Origin of the sequence: Shewanella xiamenensis (assembly GCF_014647135.1) — a bacterium.
Lineage (GTDB): Bacteria > Pseudomonadota > Gammaproteobacteria > Enterobacterales > Shewanellaceae > Shewanella > Shewanella xiamenensis.
Genome location: NZ_BMOP01000028.1, coordinates 1 through 21,738, shown reverse-complemented (window position 1 = coordinate 21,738; position 21,738 = coordinate 1). Strand labels below are relative to the sequence as shown.

General features: G+C 44.7%; 21 protein-coding genes. 7 read left to right on the top strand and 14 right to left on the bottom strand.

The window, feature by feature from the left end; translation table 11 throughout:
- Positions 1-104: 104 nt before the first annotated feature.
- From IEY09_RS17535 to IEY09_RS17520, 4 genes are all read right to left on the bottom strand, one after another.
- Positions 105-473, bottom strand: a complete 369-nt coding sequence (locus tag IEY09_RS17535) for a VF530 family protein (protein ID WP_140907877.1) — start codon at positions 471-473, stop codon at positions 105-107.
- 125 nt (positions 474-598) lie between these two features.
- Positions 599-2,047, bottom strand: a complete 1,449-nt coding sequence (locus IEY09_RS17530) for a carbon starvation CstA family protein (RefSeq protein ID WP_037427281.1) — start codon at positions 2,045-2,047, stop codon at positions 599-601.
- 195 nt (positions 2,048-2,242) lie between these two features.
- Complete coding sequence (gene btsR / locus IEY09_RS17525) at positions 2,243-2,953, bottom strand: two-component system response regulator BtsR (RefSeq protein ID WP_037427280.1); 711 nt, start codon at positions 2,951-2,953, stop codon at positions 2,243-2,245.
- Positions 2,950-4,632: a sensor histidine kinase gene (locus IEY09_RS17520; RefSeq protein WP_037419617.1), complete on the bottom strand. Its 1,683-nt coding sequence runs from the start codon at positions 4,630-4,632 to the stop codon at positions 2,950-2,952. The genes btsR and IEY09_RS17520 overlap by 4 nt, the downstream gene beginning before the upstream one ends.
- Before the next feature lie 128 nt (positions 4,633-4,760).
- On the opposite strand from IEY09_RS17520, the gene IEY09_RS17515 reads away from it, so the two are divergent.
- A complete protein-coding gene (locus IEY09_RS17515; RefSeq protein WP_037427277.1) occupies positions 4,761-5,012 on the top strand; it encodes a YecH family metal-binding protein in 252 nt (83 codons plus the stop codon).
- A 109-nt stretch (positions 5,013-5,121) separates the two neighbouring features.
- Here IEY09_RS17515 and IEY09_RS17510 read toward each other — a convergent pair whose 3' ends face one another.
- From IEY09_RS17510 to IEY09_RS17485, 6 genes are all read right to left on the bottom strand, one after another.
- A complete protein-coding gene (locus tag IEY09_RS17510) occupies positions 5,122-5,463 on the bottom strand; it encodes a hypothetical protein (protein ID WP_037427275.1) in 342 nt (113 codons plus the stop codon).
- On the bottom strand, positions 5,450-6,118 hold the full coding sequence (locus IEY09_RS17505) for an AAA family ATPase (RefSeq protein ID WP_011623182.1): 669 nt from the start codon (positions 6,116-6,118) through the stop codon (positions 5,450-5,452). Before IEY09_RS17505 ends, IEY09_RS17510 begins: the two co-directional genes overlap by 14 nt.
- Before the next feature lie 77 nt (positions 6,119-6,195).
- On the bottom strand, positions 6,196-6,498 hold the full coding sequence (locus IEY09_RS17500) for a PilZ domain-containing protein (RefSeq protein ID WP_037419625.1): 303 nt from the start codon (positions 6,496-6,498) through the stop codon (positions 6,196-6,198).
- Positions 6,499-6,648: 150 nt separating this feature from the next.
- The gene (locus tag IEY09_RS17495) at positions 6,649-7,053 is read right to left on the bottom strand and encodes a phosphate-starvation-inducible protein PsiE (RefSeq protein WP_011623180.1); all 405 of its coding nucleotides are present in this window, start codon (positions 7,051-7,053) and stop codon (positions 6,649-6,651) included.
- Between the two features lie 152 nt (positions 7,054-7,205).
- Positions 7,206-8,381, bottom strand: coding sequence for an NnrS family protein (locus IEY09_RS17490; RefSeq protein ID WP_188872065.1), 1,176 nt, complete (start codon positions 8,379-8,381; stop codon positions 7,206-7,208).
- A gap of 287 nt (positions 8,382-8,668) precedes the next feature.
- On the bottom strand, positions 8,669-9,178 hold the full coding sequence (locus IEY09_RS17485) for a DUF2062 domain-containing protein (RefSeq protein WP_037419631.1): 510 nt from the start codon (positions 9,176-9,178) through the stop codon (positions 8,669-8,671).
- Positions 9,179-9,210: 32 nt separating this feature from the next.
- Between IEY09_RS17485 and IEY09_RS17480 the strand changes: the two genes are divergently transcribed.
- The 4 genes from IEY09_RS17480 to IEY09_RS17465 are packed head-to-tail and all read left to right on the top strand — an operon-like array spanning position 9,211 to position 14,547.
- The gene (locus tag IEY09_RS17480; RefSeq protein WP_188872063.1) at positions 9,211-11,532 is read left to right on the top strand and encodes a DNA internalization-related competence protein ComEC/Rec2; all 2,322 of its coding nucleotides are present in this window, start codon (positions 9,211-9,213) and stop codon (positions 11,530-11,532) included.
- Between the two features lie 32 nt (positions 11,533-11,564).
- Positions 11,565-13,370 carry a lipid A export permease/ATP-binding protein MsbA gene (msbA, locus tag IEY09_RS17475; protein WP_037419637.1) on the top strand — a complete coding sequence of 602 codons (1,806 nt, stop codon included), beginning with the start codon at positions 11,565-11,567 and terminating at the stop codon, positions 13,368-13,370.
- A complete protein-coding gene (lpxK, locus tag IEY09_RS17470) occupies positions 13,371-14,378 on the top strand; it encodes a tetraacyldisaccharide 4'-kinase (RefSeq protein WP_144376447.1) in 1,008 nt (335 codons plus the stop codon).
- Positions 14,368-14,547, top strand: a complete 180-nt coding sequence (locus IEY09_RS17465; RefSeq protein WP_037419644.1) for a Trm112 family protein — start codon at positions 14,368-14,370, stop codon at positions 14,545-14,547. Before lpxK ends, IEY09_RS17465 begins: the two co-directional genes overlap by 11 nt.
- A gap of 117 nt (positions 14,548-14,664) precedes the next feature.
- On the opposite strand, the gene IEY09_RS17460 is transcribed toward IEY09_RS17465, so the two are convergent.
- Complete coding sequence (locus IEY09_RS17460) at positions 14,665-15,129, bottom strand: hypothetical protein (RefSeq protein WP_037419646.1); 465 nt, start codon at positions 15,127-15,129, stop codon at positions 14,665-14,667.
- A 212-nt stretch (positions 15,130-15,341) separates the two neighbouring features.
- On the opposite strand from IEY09_RS17460, the gene IEY09_RS17455 reads away from it, so the two are divergent.
- Positions 15,342-16,031, top strand: coding sequence for an energy-coupling factor ABC transporter permease (locus IEY09_RS17455; protein ID WP_037419754.1), 690 nt, complete (start codon positions 15,342-15,344; stop codon positions 16,029-16,031).
- A 30-nt stretch (positions 16,032-16,061) separates the two neighbouring features.
- Here IEY09_RS17455 and IEY09_RS17450 read toward each other — a convergent pair whose 3' ends face one another.
- The 3 genes from IEY09_RS17450 to IEY09_RS17440 form a co-directional block, all read right to left on the bottom strand.
- Entirely contained in the window at positions 16,062-16,418 is a 357-nt protein-coding gene (locus IEY09_RS17450; protein WP_037419649.1) for a glutaredoxin family protein, read from the bottom strand.
- Positions 16,419-16,635: 217 nt separating this feature from the next.
- Positions 16,636-19,890 (bottom strand): DUF748 domain-containing protein, encoded by a 3,255-nt coding sequence (locus tag IEY09_RS17445; RefSeq protein WP_188872061.1) that lies wholly within the window; start codon positions 19,888-19,890, stop codon positions 16,636-16,638.
- Positions 19,891-20,139: 249 nt separating this feature from the next.
- Positions 20,140-20,520, bottom strand: coding sequence for a VOC family protein (locus IEY09_RS17440; RefSeq protein ID WP_037419655.1), 381 nt, complete (start codon positions 20,518-20,520; stop codon positions 20,140-20,142).
- A 348-nt stretch (positions 20,521-20,868) separates the two neighbouring features.
- Between IEY09_RS17440 and IEY09_RS17435 the strand changes: the two genes are divergently transcribed.
- Positions 20,869-21,573 carry a DUF445 domain-containing protein gene (locus IEY09_RS17435; protein WP_188872059.1) on the top strand — a complete coding sequence of 235 codons (705 nt, stop codon included), beginning with the start codon at positions 20,869-20,871 and terminating at the stop codon, positions 21,571-21,573.
- Positions 21,574-21,738: the final 165 nt, after the last annotated feature.

The window sequence follows — 21,738 nt, the reverse complement described above, 5'->3', positions numbered from 1 at the left end:
AGCTGATAGACAGATTAAAAAATAATGCGCGGGATAATTGAATTAATTATTCCGCGCATTTTTGTCTGTTCCTGTGAATATGCGTTTGAATATTCGAGCGAAATTTAGTCGCGCTTGCCCCAGATATGGCTATTGATCTGGCCATCTGTTGCGGCTGTCGATGTAGCCGTACTTGCCTGAGCTGGTTTCTGTGCTGGTTTTGCAGGTTTTTTGGCCGATGTTTTCGCTGGTGCATTGGATGTTTTCGCGGCGGGCAACGGCAGTTTATTGGTTTTTAAATATAAATATTCTACTTTTTCCCGTGCCCAATCGGTTTTTCTTAAAAATCGTAGACTCGATTTGATACTCGGATCTTCGGTAAAACAGCGGATCTTGATGCGAGCTCCGAGTTCTTCCCAGCCATAGTGCTCAACGAGTTGTGTGACTATGGTTTCCAGTTTGATGCCGTGTAATGGGTTATTTTCTTGAGTCATTTTGTATAAATTACCGTGAACAATAATCGGATTATACCAGTATTATACCGATTGACTAAAATCATAGATAAAAAAACGGGCACTCATCAGTGCCCGTTTGCTTTGTATATCAATATTGTTGGAAATTAAGCTTCATCGGGTAATTCGCTGTCGCTATCAACTTCACCTTTACCTTTGGTTTTCACAATCAGTAAGCCTGTGATGACTAGCGTTGAAACAGTCCCTGCGATGGTGGATAAGGTCATCGGTAAGCCTGCACCTAAAGTTGCAGAGTTAAGTAGGAAGGTGATAACTACTGTGGTCATAAACATGGCTGGAATGGTGGTGATCCAGTGCAGTTTATTGTGACGCAGTAGGTAAGCTGAGGCCGTCCAGAGCATTAATACAGCTGTCGCTTGGTTAGCCACACCGAAGTAGCGCCAGATCACGCCGAAGTCGACTTGAGTCAGTAAGCCACCAATCACAAACAATGGAATAGCTAACACTAAACGTTTAGGTAAAGCCACCTGCGGCATGTTAAAGAATTCAGCCAAAATCAGACGAGCAGAGCGGAAAGCCGTATCGCCTGAAGTAATTGGCAGAATGATCACACCAAGGATTGCCATAAAGCCACCCACTGCGCCTAACAGACCAGTTGATGCTTCGTATACAACGTTTGCAGGGTTACCCGCCATGCCTGTGCTTAATCCTTCAACACCGTGGAAGTAAGACAGTGCAATCGCACACCAGAGTAGGGCGATGATACCTTCACCGATCATGGCACCAAAGAACACAAAACGACCGTTCTTTTCGTTTTCAACGCAACGTGCCATCAGTGGTGATTGCGTGGCGTGGAAGCCTGAAATCGCACCACAAGCGATGGTGATAAACAGCGCAGGCCATAATGGCATATCTTTAGGGTTTAAATTTTGGAAGAAGTCGCCCGCTTGCACATTGGGCAGTAGCGTATGTTCGCTTGATAACATGATCGCAAAGGCTAAACCAAATGACATGAAGAACAACAGCGCGCCAAAGAAAGGATATAAACGGCCGATAATTTTATCGACAGGTACCACAGTGGCAATCAGGTAGTAAACGAAGATAATCGCAACGAAAATGCTAACATCCCAACCCGTTAGCTTGCCTAACAGGCCTGCTGGCGCAGAGATAAACACCACACCTACGAGCAATAATAGAATGATGGCAAACACATTCATAAAGTGCTTGGCACTTTTGCCTAAATACTTACCAGCAAGGTTTGGTACAGATTGACCACCATTACGGACCGACAACATACCGGAGAAGTAATCGTGCACCGCTCCTCCAAAGATACAGCCGATCACAATCCACAACATCGCTGAAGGACCGTAGAGCGCCCCGAGGATTGGACCGAAGATTGGACCCACACCTGCGATATTCAATAATTGGATTAAGTACACTTTGCCTTTCGACATAGGCACATAGTCCACACCGTCGGTTTGGGTAAAAGCCGGTGTTTGACGTTTTTCGTTGATACCAAATACCTTTTCGACAAAGGTACCGTAGATAAAGTAGCCGCCGATCAATAGACCGACACAGAGTAGGAACCACATCATTTTAGTTATCTCCCCATTTTGAGTTGTGCAGAGTGTAAACAAGTTGTTTACATAAAACAGGGGTAACTGGGTGAGAGGTCGATAATGCTGACTCAGCGGCAATAGAATGGGGCGAGCGGTTGTATGAGGATGTCATTCATAAGTATTAACCGCCTCCAGCGGCTTAGATACGCGCATTAGTGGTTAACAATGGGGCTATTGGAAGCCGAACAATTGCTTAAGACTTTTTAAATAACGGCGAGAAACGGGCACTTTGTCGCCAAGCAGAGTCGTGACTTCGGCGCCAGTATCGAGCAGCTCTATTTCGGCAATGGCTTTGGGTGAAATCAGATATTGGCGATGGCAACGCACTAGCGGTGTTTTTTCTTCCAGCACTTTAAGGGTAAGTTGGGTATGTACTTTGCCCTTGGTACAGGCGACATGAATACCGCTTAAATCACTAAAAACATACTCAACATCTTGAATGGGGATCACTTTTAATTTACTACCGCTGTAACAGGGTAGGTGCTCGAGGCATCGAGGCGCGATCAGATTAACGGCTTGCGGAGTGAGGTCCTTACGAACACGTTTTAGGGTTTGGCTGAGTCGATCGGCATCTATTGGCTTAAGTAAATAATCAAAGGCATGATTATCAAAGGCTTTGACGGCAAATTCATCAAATGCAGTGACAAACACGATTTTAGGTAAGGTGTCGGGATCGAGCATAGCAATCAGTTCCATGCCTGAAATACGTGGCATTTGGATGTCGAGAAAAACTAATTGAGGCTTTTCTTTGGCAATGGTTTGCAATGCTTCTATGGCGTTGCTGCATTGGCCAATAATCTCAATGTCGGCTTCTTGGCCGAGCAAATCCGCAAGCTCCTCGCGGGCAAACAATTCATCATCGACAATCAAACAAGTGATCACGTGCTAGTTTCCGTCTGTTCTATGGGTAAGCGGATGGTCACCTTGGTGTATTCATCCGGCTTGCATTCAACTTGGATGCCATACTGTTCGCCAAACAGATTTTGTATCCGTTTATGAACTAAATTCATCCCCAATCCCTCAGAATCTATTGAGGGTTGATAAAGGCCGGCGTTATCTGTCACCTCAAGAGCTAATATATGGTCATCCATACGTCCCGTGACCTTGATTTGTCCTTGCTCAATCATATGGGAGGTGCCATGTTTTACCGCATTCTCAATGATGGGTTGTAGGGTAAATGCAGGCACTTTACAGTGGTAAAGTGATTCAGGTATAGCAATGTTGACCTGTAATTTATCAATAAATCTCGCTTTCTCAATAGTGAGATAAGACGCTATGTGATCGAGCTCATCCCCGAGTGTCACTAAACCCGTTGTACGTTTTAAATTGATCCGCAAAAATTGTGACAACTGCTGCAACAGTTGCTTCGACATATCGGGATCGCGCTTAATAATCGCACTGATGGTATTGAGAGCGTTGAATAAAAAGTGTGGATTCACTTGAGCTTGCAGTAATTTTAATTCCGCTTGGGTGAGCAGGTTTTGCTGCTGTTCAAAACGGCCGTAGAGGATCTGGTTCGACAATAGCCGAGCAATCCCTTCCCCTAAGGTGCGGTTAATGTTCAAAAATAGTTTATTTTTTGGCTCGTATAACTTGATGGTGCCAATGACTTCGGTGTCGCTGCGAAGTGGGATCACAAGGCTCGAACCGAGTTTACACTGGCTCGAAATCGAGCAGGAATAGGGCATCTCCACCCCATCGGCGAACATCACCTTGTTTTGGTTTATGGCCTCAAGGGTGATTTTTGAGGAAATCGGTGTTCCAGGGATATGATGGTCGGCACCAATACCGATAAAGGCCAAAAGTTTTTCTCTGTCCGTAATGGCAACAGCACCCACATTGGTTTCTTCAATGACAATTTGCGCGACCTTGCCGCTGCTTTCTTCGTTAAACCCCTTAGAAAGCAGCCCAACACTGCGCTCGGCAATTTTAAGCGCCTTGGTTGAGAAACTAGAGGAGAGCTTGTCAAACATGGTTTTTTGGTCGCGGATCATGCTCATAAACAGCGCTGCGCCAATGGAATTAACCAACAGCATAGGCGGAGCTATCTGCCGCACTAATTCCCATGCGGCATCAAACGGGCGTGCAATCAGCAAAATAATGCTCATTTGCATCATTTCGGCGTAAAAGGTCACCAAACAGACTAAGAGAGGATTGTAGATAAGTTCACTTTTACCCGCGCGGCGTAGGTAAAAACTGATCATTCCCGCGGAGAGTCCTTCGAGAGTGGTTGAAATCGCGCAGGCTAAATCGGTAAAGCCACCCATGCTGTAGCGGTGTAAACCGCCAGTGAATCCGACTAAAAATCCGGTGACAGGACCGCCGAGTAAACCGCCTAGCACGGCACCCATGGCGCGAGTATTGGCAATGGCCCCTGAAGTTTGCTCACCAAAATAGGTCGCCATGATACAAAAGCTAGAAAAAACCAGATAAATAAATATTTTATGAGGTAGGCGCGGTGATGTTTCTGCAAACAGTTTAAAAAGAGGTGTTTTACTGACTAAATAAACAATCACTAAATAGAGTGACATCTGTTGGGTCAGTAGCAAGATCAAGGACATAGTGGCTCACTTTATCGTCACAGCGGTCAGCGCAGTTATTGACATTGGCAGTATGTGCGCAAGATCAGGGTTAAAATTCAACAGTTCGGTTATAAAGCTTAATCTTATTTGCATCTTTTGGAGAGACTATGTCCGATTCTGTTCACGGTCATGACGTTATGGCGCTGATGGTAGCGCAAGCTCATCCCGTTTTAAAGCCTCAGTTTATTGCTCTGATGACTGAAACCTTTGGAGAAGCAGCGCGTTATCACACTTGTAGTGCCGAAAACCTTACTGCGGAGGAGTTAATTTTTTTGTTGTTGAGTAAAGGGAAAATGGCAGAATCAGCGCAAGGGCTCGCCCTTGTTGCTGGGCGGCAGTGTCATCATTCTGATCATTAAGTATGGCTAATCTGGTCTATGAGCCGCGCAATTGCTTGGGGTCATAGGCCATAACTTGCTGTTAAAGAAAGGGCGATCAACGGATTGGTTTACCTTGATGCCATAAAGATTAATGCTCATCCTGCTTACTTTTATTTACCACTTCAAGCTGTTCTGCAATTGTTTTTTGACTGAATTCATCAATCAAGATCCGCAATAAGCGTGATTTGGCGATTTTAGTTCCTTTGGCGAGCCCATCTAATTGGGTAATACTGGTTTCCGTTAAGGTAAAGGTGGCATGGCGATAAATTTTGGCTGACTTTTTATCTAAGCCTTTTGGCTCTGCGGGAGGGACCGCTAAAATACTCGCTTTACCTAAAGCATAGTTATTGGCATCTTCGATAAAATCCTCAATAGAAACCGTTTTGATAACTTGTTTTGGTTTCTTGCGTTTAAGATCAGTTAAGCTCATAACTATTTTCTGGTGGTAAGGTGAACAGCTCATCCACTATGGCGCGGATCTCGTCGGCCGCTTTCCCATCTGGCTCAATTTCCATTACGGACGATCCTTTTTCCTCACTGTCATCGTAGATATTTCGGCAAAAAGTCACCGAATTGAGTACGCGTAATCCAAAGGATTGGACCACTTCTTTGGCCTCTAAAATACGCTTTACTTGGGTGGGCAAAGCGGGACATTGGGTTAGCACAATGGTTGCCACCATTTTGGGATTAACCATCTTACAGGTGCTGAGCATATCTTCCATATGGGGTAAGGTTTTAAGATCGCGACGTTTGGGTCTAAGTGGGATAACTACGTAAGTGGCCACCGACATGGCGGCGCGCATAGCAAGGTTATCTTGACCGCCACAGTCAACAATGACGTAGTCGAAGCGTTCATTAAGACTGAGCAGATCGTTACGTATTTTGCCGTAGAGCTGAATACAATTGATTGCAGGGAGGCTAGGGTCGTTGTTTCGAGCTTGGATCCAATCGGATGTTGTACGTTGGGGATCGCAGTCTACCATTAGTACATTGGCGGCAAATTTTTGCTTTATATAAACCGCAAGATTTTGCGCGAGGCAACTCTTGCCACTGCCACCTTTCTCTCCACCCACCAGCAATATCATAGCAATGTCCTTTGTACGAATAGTTCAACTAATTCAGTGTAGAACAGCTCAATCGACCCTGCGTAGCTAGATTGAAATTAAAGCAATTGCATCGCGACATGATAACTTTGATCATGACGTTTAGAGCAGCGGCAAACTTGGCCTTTTACGCTATTTTGTCGGGATGTTTCTGGATTGAATGTCACGTTAACTAATTCACCGAGTTCAAATGGGTTTTTATAATCAAACAGAATGCCTCTGCGGGCTAAATCGATACATACGCCTTCGTCCGTATGTTCAACGCCATTCTTATCAGTCCAATGCAAGAGCACGCGTTCAGCTTCCATATCTACTCGAAGTGAGCTGCGTTTTTCTTCAAATCCAACTGGATGTTCACCCATAACTCAATTGTCCCGTAAATAATTGATCTCAGTAAAACTAGCATAATTGCTTTTTGGCAGAATACCAATCTGAAAGCGAGGGATTTGGAAGGATTTTGCAGGTAAAGAATGGCGCCATTGAGCTTGGTTGGCAATGGCGCCCAGTAGCAATTAGTTATCGTATTCTTGATTTTTAGGATAGGGCATTTTTAATTGGCCCCAACGGATCACGATGACCGTTGCCGCAAGGATCAAAGTTGAAAGCGAAATTGCGGCGATGCGCCAGTCATCCATACTCTTCATATCTAAGATCAAATAACGTGCAAGGGCAACTATGGCAATATACAGCGGCATGCGCACAGGCAATTTTCCCGATTCTGCATAATTAGCAACCATGGCCAGTACTTCGAGATAAATAAACAATAACAACAGATCGGCAAGGGCGACTGCGCCGACATTAAATACATGGACAATTTCTTGACCAATAGCAACCACAGTCGCTATTGCTATGATGATTAAGACGAGATGCTCAACTGCTTTTAAGCCTTTGGCACCATATTGACGATAAAATGGCATGGGTACTCCCTACTCAATATTTTTGTAAATAGTAACAGTAAAAATACTTTAGGTAGGGAAAAGAGACGCGATTCTCTGTGACTCAATTCACAAGATAGTAATTGGTTGTCTGCTATAGGTACCGCGCCATGAGTTTTCTCGAGTCACCTTGCTTAGCCTGGCCGTCCATCGGCTCTGACGCGACAAAGCATTGGTGCGTAGTAGTAACAGAAACACCCAAAAGCCAGCATCCAACAAATAATGGCTGCGAGCATTAATTCGATAAACCATGCACTGGGTAAACCCGCTAAGACACGGAACACTGTAGCCAGTAATATTAACCCAAAAGCCAGTGTCATTGGCCTAGCGGGTTTTAGTTGTCTGCCGGTATGGCCTAGCGATACCCTCGACATCATTGCGAGGATCATGCCGCCAAGTCCTCCAACAGTAATGGCATGCATTCCTACGGAAAGTGGTAGTCCTGTAGCAATCAGTATCAAACCAATGGGAATACATAAGTAACTTAAATGCAGTGACCATAACAGCGGCACAGACCAACTTGCCTGCCATCCCCAACGAGACCAACGTAGTAACAATACCAGACCCGCAATACCAGCCAGAGCGCGCGTCAGTAATATTATCTGCGGTAAAAAGAGACTCGCAACAAGCGCTAATAGGCTAGCAAAACTTAACCATTCCAGTATGGGAATAGGGGAGTGTCTTTGCCATTGGGTGGCGCGCTCAGTAAAGAATGGGATCACTCTACCACCAAGCAAAGCAACAATTACCCCAACAAGGATGACTGCTGCATAAAGACCATTATTAGCCCACTGTAATTGATTAGTTATTAAACCGTAATAGCTAAATCCATTAAAAAGCGTGAGTAAACTGAGAATAGGGATAAACACAAAGTTACGCCATTGGCGTACTTTAACCACAGATATTGATAATGCAATTGCGGTTAAGGGTAAAAACATCAAGTCGATGATCATGATCGCCACAAACGGAATATCTAGCGGCAATATAAATAAAAGCCTTGGTAGTAACCAGACCGTAAATAGCCCTATAAGAGGTAAGCCTTTCAACCCAGGTTGTCCTGTCCAGTTTTGTACTGCGGTGAGTAAAAAACCTGCGACGACGGCACAGGCAAACCCAAAAATCATCTCATGACCATGCCACCATAAAGGATTGATGTTGTTAGGAAGTAATGACAGACCGGAAAGAAATCCTCCCCAGATCCCTAAACTTAATAGACTAAATAGACTCGCAAATAAGAAGAAAGGTCTAAAACCTAAGCGGAAAAGCGGTAGTTTAGGTTGTAAATGTGCAGGTTCATCAATATTCAACATAATGACAGCGTAGTAGTGAAACACGAAAAGTATTTTAAGCTGCAAATTAAATGAATGTATATATCTACTTATGAGTAGCTTGTAAGTAAGCGTCCGAGTGAAGGGATTAAGATAGTCTTATCGCTGTGGTTTAATCTATTGATAAGGTAGAATAAATTACAATAGAGGACGTAAAGGAAATACAGGGATGCAAACGCTAAAAAGGCGTTAATGCTTAACTTGTTCAATTAGGAAAGTCAATTTCTCTAACATAAAACAAGTTAAGCCATTGTATCTGCAAGTCGCAATTATTTGGTCTTACGCTTTTGCCACTTAAACATGATCGAGTATTTCCAGAGGTTACTGATCATTAAATATCCTACAGTAGAAAACACGATCCCTAATACTAGGCAACCTAGTAGGAATGCTGGCCCAATTGTGGCTAATGAGGCTTCTATCCATTGCCAGCTTGCCTCAAAGGCAAATTCCTGCGGTGCGTGGCCAAGAATTTTTGCACCTAATAAATAAGCCCCATAAAACATAACTGGCATCGTAAGTGGATTGGTGATCCAGACTAAAGCGACGGAAACGGGAATATTGACATTAAAAAGGATTGCAAAGGCCGCGGCGACCACCATTTGAAAAGGCATTGGGATCCAAGCGACAAACAAGCCTATGGCAAAGGCCCCCGGCGCAGAGCGTCGATTAAGCGCCCAAAGATTAGGATTGTGTAATAAGCGACCGAAAATGCGTAGGTGTTTGTGCTCACGCAGGGTTTCAGGCTTAGGCATAAATCTTTTTATTAATTTTTTTGGCATAGGCTGAAATTGCTGTCTTAACTTAATTCACTATGAATGGATTCATGTTTGGCTTTAGTGCCACCTTACTGTCAGCGATGTTATGGCCTTCGCTGCCGCCAATTACTTATCTACCCTACTTTTGCTTTGGGGCTCTCATCTTATTCAAAAAAGCACCTAGCTTATCTGGCACACTCTTTGCGATGTTCTGGCTAACAGGATTTTGCTTAGTGTTATCTCGGCAGGATCTTCCTTTATCCCAAAAGCCTATACAGGTGAGGGGCGAAATCATATCACTAGTTAGTCAAAACAGCGACTGGGTTAGCTTCGATATTGTTGTCGATAAACCAAATTTAATCTTTGGGCCAACGGCTAAGTTGCGTTTAACCTGGCAATCCGAGGCGACACTGCAAGTTGGGCAAGTTTGGGATTTCACTTTTATGCCTAAAAGTATATCCAGTGTACTCAATCAAGGAGGATATAACGAACAAAAGCAATTGATTAGTCAGCATATTGTCGGTAAAGGCCGCGTTATGCATGCAAGGCTTCAAGCTGAGCGTTTTTCGTTAAGACATCACTTAATCACACGACTTGCTCCAAAGTTATCTGCGTTAACACAGGGGGATATTCTGCTGGCGTTAATCCTCGGGGATAAACAACTTATCTCGCAAACTAAGTGGCAGGCGTTAAGGCAAACGGGCACGGGCCATCTGGTGGCGATATCGGGATTACATTTATCGGTGATCACCGCTTGGGTCTATGCTTGCGCTTTGTTTTTTCTTACGCGTTTGGCGCCGCATCCAAGTCGACGAAATATAGTTATTGCGCTCATTTTAGCAGGAGTGAGTGCTCTATTTTATAGCTATTTAGCCGGTTTTGCCGTGTCAACACAGCGTGCGTTAGTGATGATTTTATTGGTTATGCTGTTGAGTTTATTAAGACGCTACTCAAGCGCATGGGACCGTTTGCTGTTTGCCTTATTTGTGGTGTTACTCATTGATCCTCTCGCTTGTTTGAGTGCTGGATTTTGGCTTTCTTTTTGTGCTTTGGCGATTATTTTATATACCTTAGAAAGTGCCAAATTTACACAGTCTGTTGATAGTAAAACAACTTTTTTAGCCAAGTCGCGAGTCAGAGTCATACAGTTTTGGTCAATACAATGGCGCTTAAGCCTGATATTGGGACTGCTGCAAGCCATCTTTTTTGGTGGTGTGAGTATCCATAGTTTGTGGATGAATATGCTGGTGGTGCCTTGGTTTAGTCTTATCGTCATTCCGCTATCGATGCTGGCTTTTATCATCTGGTGGTTAGGTACGTTTTTAGGGCAATCGTGGCTGGGATTATTCAATTTGGCGGATTTAGGACTATTTCCCTACGGCAAGTTACTTGAACTCAGCGTCGATTTACCCGCCCATTGGCATGTGGTTTCCGAGACATTATTAGCAGGCGGCCTGTGCGCACTTTTTGCGTTGATTCTGTGGCGATATGTTCCTCATCGGCGCCAATATTGGCACTGGCATGTGTTGATAGGGTTACTGTTTCTACCTCTGGCATTGTCTGTTTTTCAGCGCATTACAGCATCGAAAACCACTCAATGGACGCTACATTTACTTGATGTAGGGCAAGGATTAGCCGTGGTGGTTGAAAAGGATGATAGGGCACTTATCTATGATACGGGCGCCGCATTTGGCGATGATTTTAGCTACAGTGACCGTGTGATTATCCCTTTTCTTAATACTCGAGGATTAACTGATATCGATTTTATTGTGATCAGCCACGGCGATAACGACCATGCTGGAGGCGCTCAAGTACTGGCAAAAGCGTATCCTCAGGCAAAATGGATTACCGATGTTGACCACTTAGATGCTCAGCCTTGTTTAACACAACAGATTGATTGGCAACAACTTACCTTACGCTTTATTTCCCCACAAACCCAGGCGGGTGGCAATAATGCTTCTTGTGTGCTGCGGATTGATGATGGTCAGCAAAGTCTATTACTGAGCGGTGATATTGAAAAGGAAACAGAGAGTATATTGATTGAGCGAGTACAAGCGGGCTTTATACTTAAAAGTCAGGTGCTTATTGCTCCACACCATGGAAGCCGCACCTCATCTACGCTGGCATTTATTGAAAAGGTGGCACCGGAGTTAGTACTGTTTCCAGCGGGGTTGAATAATCGTTATGGCTTTCCTAAAGCCGATGTCGTTGCCCGCTACCAAGCTTTGCAGATAAACCACTTAACCACCGGGATTGAAGGACAAATTAGCGTTACTTTTGAACAAGGGCTACTCGACGTAAAAACCTATCGGCAAGATTTAGCTCCATTTTGGTATAACCGCTTGTTTAGATTTGGTGACTTGATTAATCCAGAGTAGAATGAGCACTTTGCCATAATTTAGTGTTACCAATGACAGCATATCCTAAAGACGAAATGTGGACCGTATTCAAGCGATTACTGGCCTATCTCAAACCGATGAAGGGCATGTTTTTGCTTTCAGTTGCTGGCCTTATTGTGTATGGGCTTGTCGATGCGGCTTTTATTTCTTTTATTGGCCCTTTTATCGATAAAGGGTTTTCCAGCAGTACACCAGCGATCAGTAACGGTATTGCACTCCCCACGAACCAAGGCTTTCATGCCGATAACCAAGTGCTATTAATGGCGCCTATCGTGGTTATTTTAATGTTCTCCCTGCGCGGCTTTGCAAACTTCGTATCCACCTACGGCATTTCTTATATGAGCGCTAGGTTAATTATGGATATGCGCCAGCAAGTGTTTCAACATTATCTAAGTTTACCCGTGAGTTACATGGATAAGGAAAACACGGGCAATTTAATTTCAAAAGTGACCTTCGATACCGAGCAAATTGCCCGTGCATCGGGCAGTGCCTTGATTTCGATTGTTCGTGACGGTGTGACCGTTATCGGTATGCTGGGATTGATGTTTTATAACTCTTGGAAGCTTTCTCTGTGTATTTTAGTGATTGGTCCGATTATGGGATTAGTGATGACTATTGTGAGTCGCCGCTTCCGTAAGGTGTCGAAACAAATCCAAACAGCGATGGGGGATGTCAGTGCCGCAACGGAGCAGATGATCAAAGGTCATAAAAACGTACTAGCCTTTGGTGGACAAGAAACAGAAACGGCTCGCTTTGCCAAAATTAATGACAGAAACCGTCATCAAAATATGAAACTTGCGATCGCACAGGCTATCAGCCAGCCGCTTATCATGGTGATTGGCTCCTTTGCCTTGGCCTTTGTGCTGTATGCGGCGAGCCTAGATAGCATGAAAGCCGATTTGACCGCAGGTACCTTCGCGACGATTCTTGGCGCGATGATGGCCATGCTGCAACCCATCAAAAACCTCACGCGTGTGAATGCCGAATTTCAACGTGGTATTGCAGCGTGCACCACAGTATTTGAACTGTTAGACACTTTGCCAGAATCGGATACTGGTACTTATACCGTCAAGCGTGCTAAGGGCAACTTACGTTTTGATAATGTTTCCTTTAGTTACGAAGGCCAGGAGCGCCGCGCTTTAGATAAAATTGACTTTGAAGTGTCCCAAGGGCAAACCTTAGCCTTAGTCGGGCGCTCTGGGTCGGGGAAGTCGACGATCGCAAGCTTGGTGACTCGTTTTTACACCGGACTAGCGTCTGGCGATATTCTGCTTGATGATGTGAGTATTTATGATTACTCATTGAAATCATTACGTAGCCAAGTGGCTTTGGTATCGCAGCAAGTGACACTGTTTAACGATACTATTGCCAATAATATCGCCTATGCCTATCCGGGCGAAGTCACCCGCGAGCAGATTATTGAGGCGGCGACCTTAGCTCATGCGATGGAATTTATTGAGCAATTGCCCGATGGCTTAGATACCCAAGTCGGTGAAAACGGCGTGCTATTGTCAGGCGGTCAGCGACAACGGATTGCGATTGCGCGGGCAATGTTACGTGATGCACCAGTGCTCATTCTGGATGAAGCGACATCGGCCCTTGATACTGAATCTGAGAAAGCGATTCAGCAGGGATTAGACAATTTACGCCAAAACCGCACCTCGGTTGTGATTGCTCACCGCTTATCAACGATTGAAAGTGCCGATCAAATTTTAGTGGTCGATCAAGGTCGCATCGTTGAGCGTGGCACCCACAAATCTCTACTCGAACTTGGCGGCATGTATGCCAAGTTATACCAAATGCAGTTTGGTAGCTAAATGCAGGCGTTAGTTAATAAAATTTGGTATCAAGGCCACCCATTACGGTGGCTCTTACTGCCTTTTTCTGCGTTGTTTGCGCTTATTACCGCAATTCGCCGTGGTTTATTTCGCTTAGGGATTAAATCACAAACAACACTGCCAGTCCCCGTGATCGTGGTGGGCAATATTACCGTTGGCGGTAGTGGTAAAACCCCCACAGTCATCTATTTGATTGAACTGCTGCGTCAACAGGGGTTTAATCCGGGTGTGATCAGCCGTGGTTATGGCGCGGATATCCAAGGGGTAAAAGTCGTTAGCGTAAAGGATGCTGCAACTGATGTGGGCGATGAGCCAGCTATGATTGTGGCGCGTACTGGTGTGCCTATGGTGGTGGGCCCTAAACGTGTTGATACCGCAAAAACCTTGCTGGCGCAGTTTGCCGTGGATGTGATTATCTGTGACGATGGCTTGCAACATTATGCCCTCGGCCGTGATATTGAGCTGGTGGTGATTGATGGAAAGCGCGGTTTAGGGAATCGTCATTTGCTTCCAGCAGGCCCACTACGGGAAGGTGCTTGGCGTCTTAATCAAGTGGATTTTGTGGTGGTCAATAGTGGACCCGCGCAGGCGAATCAATATGAGATGCAGCTGAGCCCAAGTGCGGTGTTGCCGGTAAATCCTAAGGCTGAGGCCGTGTTTGATCCGACCCAGCCCGTGGTGGCAATGGCGGGTATTGGTCATCCGGCGCGTTTTTTTGAGACGTTAACGCAGCAGGGTTTTCAACTCGCATTATCCCATGGTTTTGATGACCACCAAGCCTACGATAAACACGTGTTATGCGAGCTTGCGGCATCTCGCCCCTTGATGATGACTGAAAAAGATGCGGTTAAATGTCGCGATTTTGCACAAGAAAACTGGTGGTATTTGGCTGTCGATGCCAAGCTATCGCCACAATTTGATCAACAGTTGCTGAGCCGATTACGCTCTGTGGCTGCAGCTAAAAAAGGAAAATCCCATGGCGTTTGATAAAAAACTGTTAGATATCGTTGCTTGTCCAGTATGTAAAGGAAAGTTGGAGTACGATAAGGCGGCGCAGCAATTGATTTGTAAAGCGGACAAATTAGCTTATCCCATTACCGATGGCATCCCAGTGTTATTGGAAAATCGTGCCTTACCGTTAAATGAAGCGGTTTGATTTTTAGGCATAAAACTCAGCGTTATTGAACTTAACGGCTTGAGCTAAGTCGTGTACTTGCGACACCGCCGTGCATAAGTGTAGAGAACAGGGCGATCATCTCGCCCTTTTCATGACTTAAAAGCGCACAAACTTTTGTTTATCTTCCTCAGTGGCGCCTTCTTTACATTCACCACGTATTTCTCCCCGTCCTGATTCTATTATTCGGCTCAACTCAAAATAACCTTCGCGGCAGTAACCTGTCATTTCTAAGGTTTTCTCGAGTCCCAATTCAACTTGTCTGCCCCAGATATCGAGTGCATCCGCTTGTTGTTGGTATAAACGACGCTGCTCGCGGGGATCTTGCGCTACTTGACGCATACGTTCTTCGTGGGGGAAGGGGCGCTCGGTGACATCTCTTGGTGAGTATTCCTCCGCAAAACCTGCCTGATAGGTAAAGAGTTTAAGGCCATCTGCGCGGATATCAGTGGTGAGTTTGTCTTTAAATTTACCTGCAAATTCAGAGGGGTCTATCGGAGCGCTGCTGCAAGCGAGTAATGTTAAGCAGCTCAATAATGTCAGGCTTATCGATCTCAATGGCATATCAAGGATTACTCTTAGATGATTTACTTAGCGAAGAATACCTTAATATGTCGCTCAATATCATGCAATTATCGGTTTTATTCGCGATATACTGGTAAAGAAGTTTATTCGCCCGAATAGGTTGGTTAATCACCCTAATACCGAAGCAACTTGAATCTGCTCTGAAACTTGTCGCGATAGGTTGAATGGGCATCTACTCCGGAGCCTTACTGATGCTGGATTTTTGGGCCAAGCGATTTGCTGAAATAGACTGGAATATCAGCCCATTACAAGGTTTAAGCCTGCTACTGCTGGGACTTTGGATTTATGCTATTTGGCCTAAGGAAGAGTTACTGCAGGTTGTTAAGGATAAAGGCTTGCAATGGCGGTTGTTGTTAACGCTGATTGCGGTAAATACCTTATGGCTCCTCAATGCCAGTATTCAAGTCGGAATTCATTTACATTTTCTAGGGATAGTCACTTGTCTATTGATGTTTGGTTGGCGCTTAGCGACGGTTGCCTTACTCCTCCCAAGTGCGTTTTTCAGCATATTTGTCCTAAAGCAGCCTGGTGAGTTTGGTGCATTTGGCTTGTTTGCAATAGCCCTCCCGTTATTCTGTGCGTTTATGCTTTACAGCCGCAGTTACCATTTATTTCCTAAGCATCTTTTTGTGTTTATTTTTGTTGGCGCCTTTATTAATGCAGGATTATCGACGGTTTTTCATCAATTTAGTTGGGCATTTTGGCTTTGGTTGTCGGCGGATTATGACTGGAGCATGTTAGTTGATAACTATCTGATGTTAATCCCGTTATTAGCCTTTCCTGAGGCGTTGCTCAATGGCATGGCGGTGACGCTGTTGGTGGTGTATCAACCCCAATGGTTGTTTGATTATTCTGACCGTGAGTACTTGTGGCGTAAATGAAAAGCGCGCCGTGGGGCGCGCATTGTTGTGCTAGGCAAAACGTTGTTCTAAGTAGCTGATGATATCCTTAGATTCATATAGCCATTGCACTTGACCATTGTCTTCAATCCGTAAACAGGGCACTTGTTGCTTGCCACCTTGGGCGATGAGCTCATCTTTATGTGGGGATTTTTTTGCATCCAAGGTTTGGATATTTAGCCCTTGACGGCGCATGGCTCGGCGCACTTTTACGCAGAAAGGACAAGCATTGTACTGATATAGCGCCAGTGCTTGAGTTTGCGCATCGATTTTTTGTTGTTCTGCTGATGGGCGTTTGAGTTTCTTTGGGGCGAACACAAAGTTAAGCAACAAAATGATCCGGCCTAAAATCCAGCGAATAATGAACATAACTACCTCGAGTAAAAGTGTTTTAGCGCGCCGCAATATTGGCTGTGCGAAAGGGGATTGACGCGCGGAATGTGATTCCGCTCGCATAAAGCCGCAGAGTTTAACCTAATGGATGTTTTAGGCCAAGTAATAGAACGAGGGGGCGCTACCTTAATCAACCAATAAAAATGCCCAGTGAATACTGGGCATTTGATTCTCTATGGTCTTGTACAACGCGTTATTTAGCTTCGATGCTCATATTCACTTGGGCAGCATCTTGATTGAGGGTGACGCGACTTTCGAGTAGGAAAATGCGTTCAGGTGCGATGCCCTTGCTATCAACAAGGTAGGCCTTGACTGATTTCGCTCTCTCCTGCGCTAAATCTCCCAACCTGTCTTGACCGACCGTTTGCGCTTTTAGCGAAAGGTTATAAAGCGCGATATGCCATCGGGTGGTCAGTTCCTCTTTACTCAGTGGTGTATCTTTGGTTTCAGCAATAATATTGTCTTTCACATCATCAGGATTGGCTTTAACTTCCTGCTCATAGAGTTTGAGAAGGGCATCGGCTAGAGGTCCTTGAGTCGGAAACTGACTCGGGCTGAGATCTGCCGGCAATTCCGTCAGCTGAATATTCGCTAAGGCAGCCAGCTTGCGTTTCATCATACGCTCGCTAATTGCTTGGCTATCGTTTATTGCATCGACACTGCCCTCAAGACTGAGCTGTAGCATGGGTCTATCCTCTAATCCTTTGGCGAGCTTATCTAGGCTTTCTTGCTCACGGGAAGTGAGGGTAAATTGCCCGGGATTAAAGGGGATTTTATCTAAGGTATCATCAGCGCCAATGAGACCTGCAAGGAAAGAGAAGGGGGCAGTGACGGCTTTAGTAATCACATTGGTAATGGCTGTCATGATGATGCTGCCAACACTAAAGCTGGGTGAGTCTAGATCGCCAGAAACTTCCATTCCTAGGTCAATTACGCCATGGCGATCCTGCAATAATGCAATCGCTAACGTTACGGGTAAACTGGTGGCTAAATCACTGTTACTGCGTTTCCCCAGTTTGAGTTGATTAATGACTAAATGGTTGCTGCCCTTGAGTTGGTTTTGCTCAAGTTTGTAGTTAAGTGCTAACGATAATTGCCCTTTATCAATGTAATAGCCCGCATAGGTGCCAGAGTATGGGTTTACTGACGTCAGCTCAACACTCTTAAAAACCAAGTCTAAATCAAGATAAGGTTTATCTAACAAGGGATTAATATCCCCCTTTAATGTCACTGGTGCATAGCGGTCAATTTTGCCTTTAATATCGACAGATGCCTTAGTACCCGGCTTGGAGGATAGGTGACTGATATAACCTTCTAGCTGCTCGATGCCTGAGGCAAAGTTAGGTGTTAGCGAATTATCGGCAAAAAATGCTGATCCTTGGTTAAAGCTAATTTTTTGAATATCTAAGCTTAACTCGGGCTTTTTAGCTACGGTTTGGGATGGTGCAACTGTATTGGTGCTGATTTCGGCTTGAATGCCAGTTTGCGCCATTTGTCCAGTGACTTTAGGCTCGGTAATGGCTTGCTGTTCAATAATCAGATTGCTGATATTGGTTGTACGATCCTTCGCGATAACAACCTTGGCATAAGGTTGCTCAAAACTTAAATGATCAATCTTGATTTGATTTTGTTGCTGGTCAAAATCGAGCTGATTAATATGCATTTTTTGCCATTTTACCAATGGCGCTTTGCGGATGCTGTCGAGGATATTCAAATCATCCAGCTCAACGTTACCTTGATAAATGGCTTTGCCTTTGCCATCGGCATGAATCTCACCATCGCTACTGAATAGGCCGCTTTTTAGCTGCATATTGACATAGGGCTCAAGGTAAGGTTGAAATTGGGCTAAGGCCAACTGCTCCACTTTGAGGTTAGCGCTGATGGCTTGCCCAAGGACATCGACTTGCCCCTTGGAGGTAAAATGGCCTTTATCGTTTAGCCCAAAGGAGAGTTGGTATTCAATCGGGGCTTTTAAATCGCTCACTATGGTTTGAGTCACAAAATCTAATGGATAGATTCGCCATTGCTGCGCCGTTTTGCTGAGTTTGTGCTCCTCAAGCTGAATATCATAGTTTTCGACATTCAGTCCGCCCAGTGTCACTAACCAGGCATCTTGCTGTTCAGTAACACTCTTATCCGAGGTTGCTTGTGAAGGCGATGCTGCTGACGTGTTCGTTTCAGCTGACGCTTCTGCTGTTTGCGCTTCTGCAGGCGAGTTCGGCGTTGCAGTATCAATGCTGGCAGCCATAGATTTTGGCATTAATAGTTGAACTAAATCAATACCTTGTTCATCTAGCTTAGCCTTAAGACTTAAGCCTTCAGTGTGGATTTGCTTAATATTGACCCGCTGCTTGGCCAGATTAGCGCTGATCCCATCTACAGCCAGTAGTGGTAAGGTGATAACCGATTGGTCACCATTGAGCAAATTCACTTTTTCAACAATCACTTGTCCACGTTCGGCAGTGAGTTGTAATTCACCTTGCTCGGGTAAATCGACTTGGTAATGGGCGTTAATACTAAGCTCACCTGTCCCCAGTTTGACATTGAATTGATCGGCAACAAATTGCCAGAGCGGCACAAGTTTGAGTTTGGCAAGCTGTACATCCCCGACGAGCTTAAAGGGAAAGAGCTGAAATTGTCCGGCAAGGCTCACTTCACCTGCGTGGGCATCCTGCAACTGGGCGACAAATTGGTTATGCACGATAGTCGTAGTGGCATTTGCCGCCGATGTTGCTGGAGTAGTATTCGCCGTAGTTGTTGCTGGAACGGCATTGTTTGTCACCGCATCTTTGGTTGATGACGTCTTAGCTACGCTAGCAGGATTAGGTAACATCAGGTATTCAGTATCTAATTGACTGAGTTTGAAGTTGATATTGGGGTAATCAATTTGCGCCTTGGTTATCTTGTCATCAAATTTGAACTTGGCTGCACTGACGGTTAACTCACCTAAGATGATGCGCAAAGGGCGTGCTTGTTCAGCACTCGTGTCTGGTTTGCTGGTGGTTTTAGCTTGGTTGAGGGTGGTAATGATGTCGTCAAAGTTAAACTGAGTTGCCCCATGAGTTTGAAACCGTTGGATATGAGCAAAGGGCGTTTGCAACTGAATATGATCAATCACTAAGGCTTGATTGAATATAGACTGCCAAAAATGCACCTCAAATTGGAGCTGTGTTAATCCGGCAAAATCCCGATTATCTTTCTCTTTAACGGCGAGCTGGTCGATATTGACGCGGTAGTTAAAAGGATTGATATGCATACCCTGTAAACTGACCGGACGCCCTAATAGCTGTGAAAGCTTCTCTGGGGCGAAGGCGACGATAGCCTTGGGGAGTATTAATCCGAGGGCGATAAGGTAACTTAAGTAGGTAATGGTTAAATAGACGAGAACTCGTTGGTATCGAGGGCGACTAAAAAACGCGAGTTTTAACCGTGATAGTTGAGTTAGCATAGTCAGATTAATGCTCCAATACGCACGCTGGCGCGAAATCTATCAATAAATGTGGTTATTCTAGCGAATAATGCTTATCTCTGCATGATTTTTTTGATGTTTTGTCAATTAAATCTGAGTGTTACCGTATAGCAACCAATGTGAGTCAGAATGTATGTTAACTCATAACCCTCGCTTTACGAGGGTAACATGTTGTGTCTCCCGTGGGTATTTTATGACCGCTAAGCTTTTTAATACGAATAGCTTAGTTTAAGTGGTGAGATAACTTATCGCGGCGATGACGGCGCCTTGTGGATCTTTTATCCAACAAAAGCGACCCACTTTCGGAATATCTTCTGGACCAAACAGAATATCGCCACCAAGTTTTTTAGCGTTAATCGCGACCAAGTCGACATCGGCGACCGTGACATAACCTGTCCAGTGCGAAGGTAGCGTCGGGAGCTGATTATCAGTGATACCGCCGATACCTACACCTTGGTTTTCAATCAAGTGGTACTGACCATGGGGCATCTTGACCGTTCTAAATTGCCAGCCAAATACTTCACCATAAAAGCGCATGGCCTCTTCAGTGTTGTGGGTCGTGAGTTCATGCCAGCCTAAGGCACCAGCGGTATTAAATGCAGAGTCCATAAGCGCGTCCTTTATATTATTGAGCCTTGTGGCGAGGCGATTAGTATTTTGAGTGTAGACGATGCTTTTCAATAATTCCTAAGCAGATCCAGAAATGTGACATTATTTTCTGCTGTAAATCATTAAACTAAGTTAATGTTAATTAATGAAATAACAAAAATCTGTTTATCGAGTTTGTCTTGATGTTGTGCTTGTGCTGCTCCGCTGAGTATTTGCTGAGTTTGCGCTCTGTTTTGCGGCTGATTGGTGGTGTTAGTATTGTTTTACAGCATTAGACCTTACTCCCCTTCGCTTGCTAAACTAGCGCCATTTGCAATCGATGAAATTGCGTAATAGGGGGATTAACGATTGAATAAGAGTTTAGTGACCAATGTGTTGGCTGCCATTTGTGTGATCTTGGGATACGTACTGAGCTTACCCATTCTATTTAATGTTGGATTGTTTGCATTATCTGGTGCGATAACCAACTGGCTTGCGGTGTATATGTTGTTTGAAAAAGTCCCTGGTTTGTATGGTTCTGGTGTGGTGCCTTCGCGGTTTGAAGAATTTAAACTCGGCATTGCTCATCTGATGATGAAACAGTTTTTTACCGCTGAAAACATTGATCGTTTTTTGTCTGAAAAAGAAGGTATAAGCCAAATCGATTTGGCGCCTGTGATTGAGAAAGTAGACTTAGCACCGTCTTTCGATGCCTTAGTCAATACTGTGGCACAATCTTCATTTGGTGGCATGTTAGCCATGTTTGGGGGGACTGAGGCGCTAATGCCGCTAAAAGAACCCTTTATTGAGAAGATGAAAGCTTCATTGGTCGATATGGCCGAGAGTGAACAATTCCGCTGCCTATTGAAGCAAGAGCTTGAACAGCCAAATGTGATGGCCGATTTACAACAGAAGATTGCTAATATCGTTGAGCAACGCTTAAATGAATTAACCCCGCAAATGGTTAAGCAGATAGTTCAGGAGATGATCCAAACGCATTTAGGTTGGCTCGTGGTGTGGGGCGGTGTGTTTGGTGGTGCCATCGGACTTGTCGCCGCCTTAGTACAGGGCTAATCTGAGATTAACCACTATCGCGAAGGGAGCAATGGCTCCCTTTTTTATTTTTAGCCCAAAACCACCTACTTCAGTAGGTGGTTATCATCATTTGAGGCTTTGCCTGTATACCTACCCATGTTAAATGCATCTTTGATTTTTAGCGAAGTCAAAAGAGGCAAATAA

What these genes read in the sequence shown, in the direction of transcription:
- IEY09_RS17490 (WP_188872065.1), bottom strand. Translation starts at nt 8,381, where the DNA reads ATGTTGAATATTGATGAACCTGCACATTTACAACCTAAACTACCGCTT.
- IEY09_RS17460 (WP_037419646.1), bottom strand. Translation starts at nt 15,129, where the DNA reads ATGCCATTGAGATCGATAAGCCTGACATTATTGAGCTGCTTAACATTA.
- msbA (WP_037419637.1), top strand. Translation starts at nt 11,565, where the DNA reads ATGACAGCATATCCTAAAGACGAAATGTGGACCGTATTCAAGCGATTA.
- IEY09_RS17495 (WP_011623180.1), bottom strand. Translation starts at nt 7,053, where the DNA reads ATGCCATTTTATCGTCAATATGGTGCCAAAGGCTTAAAAGCAGTTGAG.
- IEY09_RS17520 (WP_037419617.1), bottom strand. Translation starts at nt 4,632, where the DNA reads ATGTCCTTGATCTTGCTACTGACCCAACAGATGTCACTCTATTTAGTG.
- IEY09_RS17455 (WP_037419754.1), top strand. Translation starts at nt 15,342, where the DNA reads ATGCTGGATTTTTGGGCCAAGCGATTTGCTGAAATAGACTGGAATATC.
- IEY09_RS17440 (WP_037419655.1), bottom strand. Translation starts at nt 20,520, where the DNA reads ATGGACTCTGCATTTAATACCGCTGGTGCCTTAGGCTGGCATGAACTC.
- IEY09_RS17485 (WP_037419631.1), bottom strand. Translation starts at nt 9,178, where the DNA reads ATGCCAAAAAAATTAATAAAAAGATTTATGCCTAAGCCTGAAACCCTG.
- IEY09_RS17515 (WP_037427277.1), top strand. Translation starts at nt 4,761, where the DNA reads ATGTCCGATTCTGTTCACGGTCATGACGTTATGGCGCTGATGGTAGCG.
- IEY09_RS17480 (WP_188872063.1), top strand. Translation starts at nt 9,211, where the DNA reads ATGAATGGATTCATGTTTGGCTTTAGTGCCACCTTACTGTCAGCGATG.
- lpxK (WP_144376447.1), top strand. Translation starts at nt 13,371, where the DNA reads ATGCAGGCGTTAGTTAATAAAATTTGGTATCAAGGCCACCCATTACGG.
- IEY09_RS17505 (WP_011623182.1), bottom strand. Translation starts at nt 6,118, where the DNA reads ATGATATTGCTGGTGGGTGGAGAGAAAGGTGGCAGTGGCAAGAGTTGC.
- IEY09_RS17530 (WP_037427281.1), bottom strand. Translation starts at nt 2,047, where the DNA reads ATGATGTGGTTCCTACTCTGTGTCGGTCTATTGATCGGCGGCTACTTT.
- IEY09_RS17535 (WP_140907877.1), bottom strand. Translation starts at nt 473, where the DNA reads ATGACTCAAGAAAATAACCCATTACACGGCATCAAACTGGAAACCATA.
- IEY09_RS17450 (WP_037419649.1), bottom strand. Translation starts at nt 16,418, where the DNA reads ATGTTCATTATTCGCTGGATTTTAGGCCGGATCATTTTGTTGCTTAAC.
- IEY09_RS17465 (WP_037419644.1), top strand. Translation starts at nt 14,368, where the DNA reads ATGGCGTTTGATAAAAAACTGTTAGATATCGTTGCTTGTCCAGTATGT.
- IEY09_RS17510 (WP_037427275.1), bottom strand. Translation starts at nt 5,463, where the DNA reads ATGAGCTTAACTGATCTTAAACGCAAGAAACCAAAACAAGTTATCAAA.
- IEY09_RS17445 (WP_188872061.1), bottom strand. Translation starts at nt 19,890, where the DNA reads ATGCTAACTCAACTATCACGGTTAAAACTCGCGTTTTTTAGTCGCCCT.
- IEY09_RS17500 (WP_037419625.1), bottom strand. Translation starts at nt 6,498, where the DNA reads ATGGGTGAACATCCAGTTGGATTTGAAGAAAAACGCAGCTCACTTCGA.